Source organism: Isoptericola sediminis, from assembly GCF_013085345.1.
Taxonomy (GTDB): domain Bacteria; phylum Actinomycetota; class Actinomycetes; order Actinomycetales; family Cellulomonadaceae; genus Isoptericola; species Isoptericola sediminis.
In genome coordinates this window covers 195010-207556 of the sequence record NZ_JABFAJ010000024.1, presented here as the reverse complement: position 1 = coordinate 207556, position 12547 = coordinate 195010, and the positions used below count along the sequence as shown (strand labels likewise).

At 71.8% G+C, this 12547-nt stretch carries 11 protein-coding genes; 6 read left to right on the top strand and 5 right to left on the bottom strand.

All coding sequences use genetic code 11. The features are described from left to right. Nucleotides 1-76: 76 nt before the first annotated feature. Together HLI28_RS13385 and HLI28_RS13380 are read right to left on the bottom strand one after the other, a co-directional pair. Nucleotides 77-1117 (bottom strand): Gfo/Idh/MocA family protein, encoded by a 1041-nt coding sequence (locus tag HLI28_RS13385; RefSeq protein WP_171248059.1) that lies wholly within the window; start codon nt 1115-1117, stop codon nt 77-79. Next, nucleotides 1114-3444, bottom strand: coding sequence for an MMPL family transporter (locus HLI28_RS13380; protein WP_171248058.1), 2331 nt, complete (start codon nt 3442-3444; stop codon nt 1114-1116). Before HLI28_RS13380 ends, HLI28_RS13385 begins: the two co-directional genes overlap by 4 nt. A 36-nt stretch (nt 3445-3480) precedes the next feature. Between HLI28_RS13380 and HLI28_RS15630 the strand changes: the two genes are divergently transcribed. Genes HLI28_RS15630 through HLI28_RS13360 form a run of 4 tightly spaced genes read left to right on the top strand, consistent with a single transcriptional unit; the run spans nt 3481 to nt 6470 of the window. Continuing rightward, nucleotides 3481-3969: a MarR family winged helix-turn-helix transcriptional regulator gene (locus HLI28_RS15630; RefSeq protein WP_171248057.1), complete on the top strand. Its 489-nt coding sequence runs from the start codon at nt 3481-3483 to the stop codon at nt 3967-3969. A 9-nt stretch (nt 3970-3978) separates the two neighbouring features. Beyond that, a complete protein-coding gene (gene lipB, locus HLI28_RS13370) occupies nt 3979-4686 on the top strand; it encodes a lipoyl(octanoyl) transferase LipB (RefSeq protein WP_171248056.1) in 708 nt (235 codons plus the stop codon). 27 nt (nt 4687-4713) lie between these two features. After that, nucleotides 4714-5724, top strand: a complete 1011-nt coding sequence (gene lipA / locus HLI28_RS13365) for a lipoyl synthase (RefSeq protein WP_171248055.1) — start codon at nt 4714-4716, stop codon at nt 5722-5724. A gap of 11 nt (nt 5725-5735) precedes the next feature. Then, nucleotides 5736-6470, top strand: a complete 735-nt coding sequence (locus HLI28_RS13360) for a DUF4191 domain-containing protein (RefSeq protein WP_171248054.1) — start codon at nt 5736-5738, stop codon at nt 6468-6470. A 36-nt stretch (nt 6471-6506) separates the two neighbouring features. On the opposite strand, the gene HLI28_RS13355 is transcribed toward HLI28_RS13360, so the two are convergent. After that, nucleotides 6507-6953, bottom strand: a complete 447-nt coding sequence (locus HLI28_RS13355) for an RDD family protein (protein ID WP_171248053.1) — start codon at nt 6951-6953, stop codon at nt 6507-6509. A 134-nt stretch (nt 6954-7087) separates the two neighbouring features. On the opposite strand from HLI28_RS13355, the gene glnA reads away from it, so the two are divergent. Then, nucleotides 7088-8512: a type I glutamate--ammonia ligase gene (glnA, locus tag HLI28_RS13350; protein WP_171248052.1), complete on the top strand. Its 1425-nt coding sequence runs from the start codon at nt 7088-7090 to the stop codon at nt 8510-8512. Nucleotides 8513-8633: 121 nt separating this feature from the next. On the opposite strand, the gene HLI28_RS13345 is transcribed toward glnA, so the two are convergent. Both HLI28_RS13345 and HLI28_RS13340 read right to left on the bottom strand, forming a co-directional pair. Then, nucleotides 8634-9443, bottom strand: a complete 810-nt coding sequence (locus HLI28_RS13345) for a crotonase/enoyl-CoA hydratase family protein (protein ID WP_171248051.1) — start codon at nt 9441-9443, stop codon at nt 8634-8636. After that, the gene (locus HLI28_RS13340) at nt 9440-9910 is read right to left on the bottom strand and encodes an HIT family protein (RefSeq protein WP_171248317.1); all 471 of its coding nucleotides are present in this window, start codon (nt 9908-9910) and stop codon (nt 9440-9442) included. The genes HLI28_RS13345 and HLI28_RS13340 overlap by 4 nt, the downstream gene beginning before the upstream one ends. Nucleotides 9911-10031: 121 nt before the next feature. Here HLI28_RS13340 and HLI28_RS13335 point away from each other — a divergent pair, with 121 nt between their 5' ends. Continuing rightward, complete coding sequence (locus tag HLI28_RS13335; RefSeq protein WP_216077734.1) at nt 10032-12491, top strand: plasma-membrane proton-efflux P-type ATPase; 2460 nt, start codon at nt 10032-10034, stop codon at nt 12489-12491. The last annotated feature ends 56 nt before the right edge of the window (nt 12492-12547 follow it).

The following is a 12547-nucleotide window of genomic DNA, read 5'->3' as shown; positions in this document are numbered from 1 at the left end:
ATGCAACACCCCGGGAGCACCCGCCCGCAGGCGTCGTCCACAGGCTCCGCGGCGACCAGCAGCGGGACGGCCCGGGTCAGAGCTCGACGCGGCGCCCCTGGCGGGCGGCCACCCGCGCCGCGTCGAGCACCTCGGCGGTGCGCACCGCGTCGGCCGGGTCGACGGGTGCCGGCTCCTCCCCGTCGAGCCAGGGACCCAGCGCCCGGTAGAAGTCGGCGTGCCCGCCGGGGGCGGTCGGCACGGGGCGCCGGTCGCGGCCGCGGGTGAACCAGCCGTGGGTGCCCGCCGGGGCCTCGTCGTCGAACCGCTCGAGCGGGGAGGCGTCCTGCTCGAAGGTCGTGACCAGGTAGGCGCCCTCGCTGCCGAGGACCCGGGTGCGCGGGCCGGGCGCGGCGACGACGGAACCAGCCCAGAGCCGAGAGACCACGGGGTGCCGGCTGGCGGCGAGCCCGCCGCCGGCCTCGTGGGTCAGCACGAGGAAGACGTCGTCCTCCGTCGGGGTGGTCAGCGCTCGCAGCTGGGCCCACACGTCGGTCACCCGGCCGAAGAGCCGTGTGGCGGAGTCCACCAGGTGCGGTCCGAGGTCCAGCAGGAGGCCGCCGCCGTCGGGGTCGTTCTCCTTCCACCGCTTGCGCGGGACCGGCCGCCACCGCTCCCAGTGCCGTTCGAAGGTGTGCACGTCGCCCAGCTCGCCGCGCCCCAGCAGCGCGGCGAGCGTGAGCTGCTCGGGGTCCCAGCGGCGGTTGTGGAACACCGTGAACGGCGTGCCCGTGGCGTCCGCCTCGGCCGCCACGGCTCGCGCCTCGTGGGCGTCGACCCCGATGGGCTTGTCCAGCACGAACGGCACCCCGGCCCGGGCCAGCGCCGCCGCCTGCTTCGCGTGCAGCTGGCTGGGGCTGGCGACCACGACGACGTCGTAGGTCGAGCGGGCGGCCAGCAGGTCGTCGAGGTCGTCGTACAGCCGGGCACCGGGCCAGTCACCCGCGGCCTGGGTCCGGCGGCCCTGGTCGCGGGTGACGACACCGGTCACCGGGAGCCCGGCCTCGCGGGCCAGGGCCGCATGGATGCCCCGGCCCGCTCCCCCGTACCCGATGATGGCGACGCGTGGCGTGATCATGTGCCCATGGTGCCGGACCCCTGCTCGGCCGCCACCGGGCGACGCGCCAGTCGGGAGGGCCACCACGTGCGGTCGCCGATGTCGTGGACGAGCGCGGGCACGAGGAGGCTGCGCACCACGAGGGTGTCGATCAGCACGCCGAAGGCGACGATGAAGGCGAGCTGGGCGAGGAACGCCAGCGGGATGACCCCGAGGGCGGCGAACGTCGCCGCGAGCACGACGCCCGCCGAGGTGATCACCGACCCGGTGACCGCGAGCCCGCGCAGCACCCCCGGTCGCGTCCCGATCTTCAGGCTCTCCTCCCGCACCCGGGTCATGAGGAAGATCGAGTAGTCGACACCGAGCGCGACGAGGAACGCGAACGCGTACAGCGGGACGCTGGGGTCGGTCGCGGGGAAGTCGAAGACGTTGTTGAACAGGATCGCCGAGATGCCGAGGGCGAACCCGAAGGACAGCACGTTGGCACCCATGAGGAGCGCGGCGGCCAGCACGGAGCGCAGCAGCAGCATGAGGATGAACAGGATGACGATCAGCACGACGGGCACGATGACGCGCAGGTCACGCTGACCGGCCTGCTGGGTGTCCAGGCGTTCGGCGGCCGCACCACCGATGAGCGTGTCGGGCGAGACGCCCTCCACCGAGTCCCGGAGCGCCGCGACGGCCTCGGTGGCCTCCTGGCTGTCCGAGGGGGCGTCGGTGATGACGTCCACGCGGACCAGGCCGTCCACCACGAGCGGGTCGCCTCCGGCCGGCGCGCCCGGGGCCGGCGCCGGCTGGTCGGTCACCGGGGTCGCCTCCGAGACCCCTTCGGTGCTCTCCGCGGCCTCGACGACGGCATCGAGGTCTCCCTCGGGGGTGATGACGGTGACGGGCTGGGTGGAGACACCTTCGAAGTGGGCGGTGAGGACCTCCTCGCCGTCGACCGAGTCGACCTGGGTCAGGAACACCTCGGAGTCGCCCGTCCCCCCGGCGTTCAGCGTGGGCACGAAGGCGGCACCGGCGAGGAGCACGAGCGCGGTGACGATCCAGACCGGTCGGTCGTGGCGACCGACGAAGCCTGCCGCACGGGACCAGAGCCCGTGCCCGGCGACCGCCGGGGTGTCGTCCTCGGCGCCGTGACGCCCACGGCCGGGCTTCGCCGGCTGCTCCGCGACGGGCGCGGACTCCGCGGCGGAGCCGTCGGCCGTCGCACCGGCCGGCACCCGGGGGATCCGGGGCCAGAACACCCAGCGGGCGCGGCGCCCGCCGACGAGCAGCAGGGCCGGCAGCAGCGTGAGCGCGGACAGGTACGCCGCGACGATGCCGATGGTGGCGACCGGACCCAGGCTCCGGTTGGACGACAGGTCGGACAGCAGCAGGCAGAGCAGACCGGCGATGACGGTGACCGCGCTGGCCGTGATGGGTTCGAACGACGCGCGGACGGCGCGGCGCAGGGCCGTGTAGGGCGACTGCAGCCGTCCCAGCTCCTCGCGGTACCTGGCCACGACGAGCAGGGAGTAGTCGACGGAGGCGCCGACCACGAGGATCGACAGGATGCCCTGGGACTGGCCGTTGAGGGTCAGCACGTCGTTCGCCGCGAGCTGGTAGACCGCCAGGCCCGCGAGGGACAGCGCGAGCACGGAGGTGAAGATGACGACGAACGGCAGGAACGGCGAGCGGTAGACCAGGGCCAGGATGATGAGCACGGCGCCGAGGGCGACCAGCAGCAGCACGGTGTCGATGGCGCCGAACGCGCTGGTGAGGTCCGCGATGAAGCCGGCCGGACCGGTCACCCAGGACTCGAGCCCGGAGTCGGCCAGCCCGCCGTCGCCGGAGCCCTGCTCGGCGAGGTCGCGCATGGCCGTGACGGCGGCCTCGGCCACGCTGGCCTCCTCCTCGCCGATCGCCTCGTCGGCGAGCGAGGCGTCGAGGGAGACCAGCACCAGCACCGCCTCGCCGTCCTCGGACGGGATGACCACCGGGTCGGCGATGCTGGCCTCCCCGACCGTGGCGGGCTCGTCGCCCGTGGCGCCCTCGAGCGGGGCGTCCGGCACGGCCTCGGCGTACGCCTGCGCGTCCTGGAGCTGCTCGGGGGTCAGCGTCGCGCCGTCACCGGCCTCGGCCACGAGGAGGGCGGGCAGCGTCGTGTCGTCGGTGAACTCGGCGGCGAGCTCGCCCGCACGGGTCGACTCGGCACTCTCGGGCAGGAACGCGGCGGAGTCGTTCTCCTGGACGCTGCTCAGGTTGCCCTGGGCCTGCCCTCCGAAGGCTCCGACGGCGAGCCAGACGCCGATCGCTGCAAGAATGACGAGACCGCGGGCGATGCCCGCCCACCTTTTACTCAGCATGCTGAGTATGATGGGGAATCGGAGGACATCACGCAAGTGAAGAACGAGACGCGCCGGCCCGGGGAGCCGGACCCCACGAGCGAGGAGCCGGGCCAGTGGCCCACGGGGCGGCTCCTCTTCACGGTCGCGCGCCGGATCGAGCAGGACTGGAACGCCCACCTGGCCACCTGGGACCTCAACCACGCCGGGCACCCCGTGCTCCTGCACCTCCTGGCCGGGCCGCTCACGCAGCGCGAGATCGCCTCGCGCAACGGCGTCACCGAGCAGACGATGAGCCGCATCGTCGCGCGCCTGGAGCGGTCCGGCTACGTCGTCCGCGCCGACGACCCGCGCGACCGACGCCGCCGGGCCGTGACCATCACCGACACCGGCCGGCGCGTCGCGCTGGAGGCCGCGCAGTTCCAGCCCGCCGAGGACCTCACCTCCCGCGGCCTCGACGAGGAGCAGGTCGCGACGCTGCGCGAGATCCTCGTGGACATGGTGCGTGCCCAGCGCGCGGAACCCGGCACCTCCGTGGGGCAGTAGGCTGCCGGGATGGACGTCGTCTCGCTGCCGGGCACCGTCGACTACCACGAGGCCTGGGAGCTCCAACGCCGAACGCACGCCGCCGTGCAGACCGGGGAGGACCCCGGTCGCCTGTTCCTGCTCGAGCACGACTCCGTCTACACCGCCGGACGCCGGACCCGCCGGGACGAGTACCCCACCGACGGCACCCCCGTGGTCGACGTCGACCGCGGCGGGAAGATCACCTGGCACGGCCCCGGCCAGCTCGTCGCCTACCCGATCGTGCCCCTGCGCTCCCCCGTCGACGTCGTGGTCTACGTGCGCACGCTCGAGGCCGCCGTCATGGAGGTGTGCGCCGGGTTCGGCCTCGACCCGATCCGGGTCGAGGGACGCTCGGGGGTGTGGTTCGCGGCCGACGACGGCGGACCGGACGGCACACCCCGCCGGGCCCGCAAGGTCTGCGCCATCGGGGCACGCGTCGCCCGCGGCGTGACCATGCACGGCCTGGCCCTGAACTGCGACGCCGACCTGGCGGCGTTCGACGCGATCGTGCCCTGCGGCATCGACGACGCCGACGTCACCTCGCTGTCGGCCGAGACCGGGCGGCGGATCACCGTCGACGACGTGCGCGACGCCCTGACCGACGCCCTCCTGACCCACCTGACCCCGCTGGTGACCGAAGTCACCACCGCCCCCGTCGACGTCGCGCCGGAGCCGCGTGGCGCCGTCGTAGGCTGACAGACGTCGACGAAAGGGAACGACGCCGTGACCATCGCACCCGAGGGCCGCCGCCTGCTGCGCGTCGAGGCCCGCAACGCCGAGACCCCGATCGAGAAGAAGCCCGAGTGGATCAAGACCCGTGCGGTCATGGGCCCGGAGTACAAGGAGCTCAAGGGCCTGGTGAAGGGTGGTGGCCTGCACACCGTCTGCGAGGAGGCCGGCTGCCCCAACATCTTCGAGTGCTGGGAGGACCGCGAGGCGACGTTCCTCATCGGCGGTGACCAGTGCACCCGCCGGTGCGACTTCTGCCAGATCGACACCGGCAAGCCCGCCGCCTTCGACGCCGACGAGCCGCGCCGCGTGGCCGAGTCCGTCCGCGAGATGGGGCTGAAGTACTCCACCGTCACCGGTGTCGCCCGTGACGACCTGCCCGACGGCGGCGCCTGGCTGTACGCCGAGACGGTCCGCAAGATCCACGAGCTCAACCCCGGCACCGGCGTCGAGCTGCTCATCCCGGACTTCAACGCGATCCCCGAGCTGCTCGACCAGGTCAACGAGTCGCGCCCCGAGGTGATGGCGCACAACGTCGAGACCGTGCCGCGGATCTTCAAGCAGATCCGGCCCGCGTTCCGCTACGAGCGCTCCCTGTCGGTGCTGACGCGGGCGCGCGACGCGGGGCTGGTCACCAAGTCCAACCTCATCCTCGGCATGGGCGAGACGATCGACGAGGTGAAGTCCGCGCTGGACGACCTGCACTCCGCCGGGTGCGACCTCATCACGATCACCCAGTACCTGCGGCCGTCGGTGCGCCACCACCCCGTCGACCGCTGGGTGCGCCCCGAGGAGTTCGTCGAGCTGAGCGACTACGCCGAGGAGATCGGGTTCCTCGGGGTCATGGCCGGCCCGCTGGTGCGCTCCTCCTACCGGGCCGGGCGCCTGTGGGGCCAGGCGATGACGAAGCGCGGCCAGGCCGTGCCGGACGCCCTCGCTCATCTGACCGAACCGACCACCGCACGGCAGGAGGCGGCGAGCCTCGTCGCCCCGCGCGCCCAGTAGAATCGACCACCATGGCCCGCACGAAGTCCGACGCCGGCGAGCCCGCCGACGCGTCCACCAAGAAGCAGAAGAAGCCCAAGAAGCAGCGCTGGTACCACCAGGTGTGGTCGGCGTACCAGATGACCCGACGTCAGGACCCGCTGGTCACCTGGATCATGCTGGCGGTCTTCATCGGCATCCTCGCCGTGGCGCTGCTCATCGGCGCCCTGACCGACAACGTCATCTACGCCGGGATCATCGGCCTGCCGTTCGCCCTGCTCGCCGCGATGTTCGTCCTGACGCGCAAGGCGGAGCGTGCGGCGTACACCCAGATCGCCGGGCAGCCGGGTGCCGTCCGTGCCGCGCTGGGCACCGTCCGTGGCGGCTGGAACTTCGACGACGAGCCCGTGGCGGTCAACCGGCAGCAGGACCTCGTGTTCCGCGGCGTCGGGCGCCCCGGCGTCGTGCTGGTCTCCGAGGGGCCGTCGCACCGCGTGGAGCGGATGCTCGCCGACGAGCGCAAGCGCGCCGCGCGCATCCTGCCGAACGTCCCCGTCACGACCATCCAGGTGGGTGACGAGGAGGGTCAGGTCCCGCTGCCCAAGGTCGCCCGCAAGGTCCAGCGGATGAAGAAGCAGCTCACCCGCGCCGAGGCCGCGGAGGTCGGCAAGCGTCTCAAGTCCCTCGGCGGCATGCGCCTGCCGGTGCCCAAGGGCGTCGACCCGATGAACGCCCGCCCCGACCGCAAGGGCATGCGCGGGCGCTGACACCCCCTCCGGACCACCGTCAGGCGGCCGGGACCCTCATCGACGCACGATGACGGTCCCGGCCGCCTTGTCGTGCAGACCCCGGCCGTCGGTGTCCCAGACCACGGCCGGGATGACGAGGCACACCAGCACCGCGCGGATCGCCCCGCGCCCGAACCCGACCAGGTGCGGGCCCTCGACGCCGAGCCGGCGCACCTGCAGACCGAGCAGCCGGTGCCCGAGCGTCGTGCCGACCGTGCTGACCAGCAGCAGGTTCATGGCGAAGAAGATCGCCAGGGTCGCACCGGCGTCGTAGGAGAAGAACGCGTAGCTGATGGCGCCGGCGGCCGCCCAGTCCACGACGAGCGCCACGACGCGCCGCCCGATCCGGGCCGGCGACCCCGGCCCGGAGGTGGGCAGACCCAGGGAATCGGTCCCGGACGTCTCATCCCTCGGGACGCCCCGACCGGTCAACCACGACCCGAATTCCTCGCGTGACGGCATGAACACACTCTACGTCGGGGTTTCGGCCGTCTACGTAACGCGGACGAAACACCGGCGCTATGCAAGAGTAATGCCACGGCTCTAGCGTCGAGGGAGCCGAGCCACCTGGCACCGTCCCATCAAGGAGCGCATGCATGTTCACCAATGCCGAGGAGGCAATCGCCTTCACCCGCAACGAGGGGGTGGAGTTCATCGACGTCCGGTTCATCGACCTTCCGGGCGTCATGCAGCACTTCAACATCCCCGTGGCGCAGTTCGACGAGGACTCCTTCACCGAGGGCCTCATGTTCGACGGCTCCTCGATCCGCGGGTTCCAGGCGATCCACGAGTCGGACATGAAGCTCGTGCCGGACGTGAAGACCGCGTTCATCGACCCGTTCCGCAAGCGCAAGACGCTCGTGATGAACTTCTCGATCGTGGACCCGTTCACGGACGAGCCCTACGCCCGCGACCCGCGCAACATCGCCGCCAAGGCTGAGGCCTACCTCGCCTCCACCGGCCTCGCGGACACCGCGTTCTTCGCCCCCGAGGCGGAGTTCTACATCTTCGACGACGTCAAGTTCGGCACCTCGTCGCAGTCCGGCTTCTACAGCATCGACTCGGTCGAGGCCGCCTGGAACACCGGCCGCGACGAGGAGGGCGGGAACCTCGGCTACAAGACCCGCTACAAGGGTGGCTACTTCCCCACCTCCCCGGGTGACCGCTTCGCCGACCTGCGTGACGACATGGTCGCCACCCTCGGTCAGGTGGGCCTGGACGTCGAGCGTGCGCACCACGAGGTGGGCACCGCCGGCCAGCAGGAGATCAACTACAAGTTCAACACCCTGCTGCACGCCGCCGACGACCTGATGAAGTTCAAGTACGTCATCAAGAACGTCGGCTTCGAGGCCGGCAAGTCGGTGACGTTCATGCCGAAGCCGATCTTCGGCGACAACGGCTCGGGCATGCACTCCCACCAGTCCCTGTGGCTGAACGGCGAGCCGCTGTTCTACGACGAGAAGGGCTACGGCGGCCTGTCCGACATGGCCCGCTGGTACATCGGCGGTCTGCTCAAGCACGCCCCGTCGCTGCTCGCCTTCACCAACCCGTCGGCGAACTCCTTCCACCGCCTGGTGCCGGGCTTCGAGGCGCCGGTCAACCTGGTCTACTCGGCCCGTAACCGCTCGGCCTGCATCCGCATCCCGATCACCGGGAACTCGCCGAAGGCCAAGCGCGTCGAGTTCCGCGTGCCGGACCCGTCGAGCAACCCCTACCTCGCGTTCTCCGCGATGCTGCTCGCCGGCATCGACGGCATCAAGAACCGCATCGAGCCGCCGGCCCCGGTCGACAAGGACCTCTACGAGCTGCCCCCGGAGGAGCACGCGGAGATCGCCCAGGTCCCGAGCTCGCTCGAGGGCACGCTGAACTCCCTCGAGGCGGACCACGAGTTCCTCACCCAGGGCGACGTCTTCTCCGAGGACCTCATCGCCACCTGGATCGACTACAAGCGCACCAACGAGATCGACCCGATCCGTCTGCGCCCGCACCCGCACGAGTTCGAGCTGTACTACGACATCTGATCGGTCTCGCAGGTCGCAGCAGGTGACACGTCTGGACGTGACACGCTGCTGACACCGACACGAGGACGTCACGCGGACGCCCTGGCCCCACCTTCCACGGTGGGCGCCAGGGCGTCCTGCGTCATCGGAACGTCGGCTCGCGACCTTCCCGCATGGCTGCCATGGCCTCCAGCAGGTCGTCGCTGGCGAGGAAGGCCGAGTTCCAGGCTGCGACGTACCGCAGGCCGGCTTCCACGCGCGGACCACGCTCGGCGTCCAGCACATCCTTGATCCCGCGCATGGTCAGCGCGCTGTTGCGGGCGATGGTCGAGGCGAGCGCGTGGGCGGCAGCCATCAGTTCCTCGGAGCTCGGATAGACGTCGTTGACCAGGCCGATCCGTGCGGCGCGCTCGGCGGTGATGTCCTCGCCGGTCAGCGCGAGCTGCCGCAGATGGCCGTCACCGATCACCCCCACGAGTCGCTGCAGACTTCCGAGGTCCGCCACGATCGCGAGCCTCGCCTCCTTGATGCTCAACGTCGCGTCCGCCGAGGCCACCCGGATGTCGCAGGCCGCGGCCAGGTCGACGCCCCCGCCCAGGCACCATCCCTCGATGGCGGCGATCGTGGGCTTGCGGCACGAGGCGACGGCGGTCATGGCCGCCTGCCAACGCCTGACCGTGGCGTGAACCTGCTGCCGCGTGTCGGCGTCGTCCTTGCTGAGGAAGTGGCCGAACATCCCCGCCACCGCCGCGAGGTCGAGCCCGTAGGAGAAGTTGCCGCGCGTGCCCCGCAGCACGATCACCCGCGCCTCGTCGTCCTGGTCGAGCTCGACGAACGTGTCGTGCAGCTCCGTCAAGAACTCCGGATCCATGACGGGTTTCCCGTCCCGTCCGGCGAGCTCGACGGTGACGACTCCGTCGTCCCGCGTGAGGTCGAAGCGTGCGTCGGTCACTTTGGTGCCCTCGTTTCTCGGGGGGTGTGGGAGCTGATTCCTGGGTCCGAGCCCGCGAGCCGTACGCGCAGCGCCTCGGCGACCGTGTCGAGCGCTGCCCGATCGGCGACCCGGTCCGGTGCGGAGACGACCATCCCGTCACCGGCCACGCGCGGGATCACGTGCAGGTGCGAGTGGAACACCGACTGCTGCGCGTCACGCCCTTGCGCCATCCACAGGTTGACGCCCGTCGCCTTGCCCACGTGGACGACGGCCGAGGCGGCACGGTGGGCGAACGACCACATCCGCGCCCCGACCTCCGCAGGCAGATCGGTGATCGCCTCGTGGTGCTCGACCGGGATCACGAGGAGGTGGCCCGGCGAGACGGGGATGAGGTCCATGAACGCCATGATCATGGCGTCGCGGTGCACGACCGAGGCCTCGAGGTCACCGTTCACGATCCGGCAGAAGAGGCAGTCGTTCTCCATCGTCGACACGGGGACAAGGTACCGGTCGCAACGGCACCGCCGGGACGTACCCACCCGAGTGCGAGTCACGACGGACGTGCCCACTATCCGAGAACCACCAGGTTCGAGACCAGGAGGCGCGGTGAGCACGGCGGACCTCTCCAGCCTTCCCCTGGAGGACCTCCTCGAGGAGCTGGGGGCCACCCCGTCCGGCTTGACCACCGCGGAGGCCACGGAGCGGCTGGACCGGTACGGGGCCAACGAGATCATCGAGCGACGGAAGAACCCGCTGCTGGTGCTGGCCGGGTACTTCTGGGGTCCGATCCCCTGGATGATCGAGGCCGCCCTGGTGCTCTCCCTCGTCCTCGGCAGCTGGTCCGACGCGGTGATCATCGGGGTGCTGCTGGCCATGAACGGGGCGGTGGCGTTCAGCGAGGAGCACCAGGCGACGCGGGCGATCGAAGCGCTCCAGGAGCGGCTCGCCACGTCGGCCCGGGTCCGCCGGGACGGTGCGTGGACCACGGTGCCGGTCCGCGAGGTCGTGGCCGGCGACGTGGTCCGCCTCCGGCTCGGCGACGTCGTCCCCGCCGACGTCCGGCTGCTGGAGGACGCCGAGCTCCAGGTCGACCAGTCGGCGCTCACCGGCGAGTCGCTCCCCGTGACCCGGGGGGAGGGTGACGCCGCGTGGTCCGGCTCGGTGATCACGCGCGGCGAGGCGGACGCGGTGGTCTACGCCACCGGTGAGGACAGCTACTTCGGCCGGACCGCGACACTGGTCGAGAGCGCCGGGGTGGTCAGCCACTTCCAGCGCGCGGTGCTGCGGATCGGCCGGTACCTCATCGTCATCGCGGTCACCCTGGTCACGCTGACGTCGGTCGTCGCACTGCTGCGCGGCAACGACCTCGCCGAGATCCTCCAGTTCGCCCTGGTGGTCGTCATCGCGTCCGTGCCCGTCGCGCTCCCGGCCGTGCTGTCGGTGACGATGGCGGTCGGCGCCCGCGCGCTCGCCCGCCGCCAGGCCGTCGTCAGCCACCTGCCGGCCGTCGAGGAGCTCGGCGGGATCGACGTGCTGTGCTCGGACAAGACCGGGACCCTGACCAGGAACCGGCTCGCCGTCGGCGAGCCGTGGTGCGCCGCCGGCGTCGAAGCGGCGGAGCTCCTCGCCGCCGCCGCTCTGGCCTCGCGCGCCGAGGACCGGGACCCGATCGATCTCGCCGTCCTCGCCGCCGCCGAGCACCCGGACGAGACCTCGGCCGGTCGGCTGCTGCACTTCACCCCGTTCGACCCGGTGAGCAAGCGCACCGAGGCCACCGTGCAGCAGGAGGACGGCCGCACCCTCCGGGTCAGCAAGGGAGCCCCGCAGATGATCGCCGCGCTGTGCGGCGACGACCCGGCCGTGGCGGAGTCCGCCCGGCAGGTGGACGAGTTCGCCCGGCGCGGGTACCGCTCCCTGGCCGTGGCCCGCACCGACCGGGCCGACCGGTGGCATCTGCTCGGGGTGCTGCCGCTCGCGGACCCGCCGCGGGAGGACTCCCGGGAGACGATCGGCGCCGCCCGCGACCTCGGCATCGAGGTCAAGATGGTCACCGGGGACCAGGTCGCCATCGGGGCGGAGATCGCCCGGCAGGTCGGGCTCGGCGACCGGATCCTGCCGGCGTCCGCGCTGGGCGACGAGGACACCCCCGAGGACACCCGGGCGCGGCTCGTGGCCGAGGCGGACGGGTTCGCCGAGGTGTTCCCCGAGCACAAGTACCGCATCGTCGAGCTGCTGCAGCGCCGCGGCCGCATCGTGGCGATGACCGGCGACGGCGTCAACGACGCCCCCGCGCTCAAGCAGGCCGACGCCGGGATCGCCGTCTCCGACGCGACCGACGCCGCCCGGTCGGCCGCCGACGTCGTGCTGATGGCCCCTGGTCTGTCGGTGATCGTCGACGCCATCCGCATGGCGCGGGAGATCTTCGCGCGGATGACCAGCTACGCGACGTACCGCATCGCCGAGACGATCCGGGTGCTGCTGCTCATCACGCTGGCCATCGTGTTCCTCGACTTCTTCCCCGTGACGGCCGTGATGATCGTCCTGCTCGCCGTGCTCAACGACGCGGCCATCCTGACGATCGCCTACGACCACGTCCGCGGCTCGGACCGCCCCGCGCGCTGGCGCATGGGGTCCGTGCTGACGGTCGCCACCGCGCTCGGGCTCGCCGGTGTCGTGGCGTCGTTCCTGCTGTTCCTCGTGGCGGACCTCGCGCTGGACCTCGACCGCGAGCTGATCCAGACGCTGATCTACCTCAAGCTGTCCGTGGCCGGGCACCTGACGATCTTCGTCACCCGCACCCGCGGCCCGTTCTGGTCGCGTCCGGCTCCGGCCCCGGTGCTGGTGGCCGCCGTGCTGGGCACCCAGGCGATCGCCACCGTGATCGCCGCGACCGGGTTCCTCATGGCCCCGATCGGCTGGGCCGGCGCGGGGCTCGTCTGGGCCTACGCCCTCGTGTGGTTCCTCGTCAACGACCGGGTCAAGCTCGCCGCCCACGCGCTGGTGGACCGCTGGGCGGCTCGGCGCGCAGCTCGCGACCGAGTGGCCCTGCTCCGCGCCGAGGGCTGACCCCCGGGGCTGCCGGCGGTCCGGAGCGACCGCACGCGGTCCTGGGCATACTGGGG

Excerpts from the sequence above, each read along its gene's own strand:
- glnA (WP_171248052.1), top strand. The coding sequence starts at position 7,088 with ATGTTCACCAATGCCGAGGAGGCAATCGCCTTCACCCGCAACGAGGGG.
- HLI28_RS13380 (WP_171248058.1), bottom strand. The coding sequence starts at position 3,444 with ATGCTGAGTAAAAGGTGGGCGGGCATCGCCCGCGGTCTCGTCATTCTT.
- HLI28_RS13340 (WP_171248317.1), bottom strand. The coding sequence starts at position 9,910 with ATGGAGAACGACTGCCTCTTCTGCCGGATCGTGAACGGTGACCTCGAG.
- HLI28_RS13360 (WP_171248054.1), top strand. The coding sequence starts at position 5,736 with ATGGCCCGCACGAAGTCCGACGCCGGCGAGCCCGCCGACGCGTCCACC.
- lipB (WP_171248056.1), top strand. The coding sequence starts at position 3,979 with ATGGACGTCGTCTCGCTGCCGGGCACCGTCGACTACCACGAGGCCTGG.
- HLI28_RS13355 (WP_171248053.1), bottom strand. The coding sequence starts at position 6,953 with ATGCCGTCACGCGAGGAATTCGGGTCGTGGTTGACCGGTCGGGGCGTC.
- HLI28_RS13385 (WP_171248059.1), bottom strand. The coding sequence starts at position 1,117 with ATGATCACGCCACGCGTCGCCATCATCGGGTACGGGGGAGCGGGCCGG.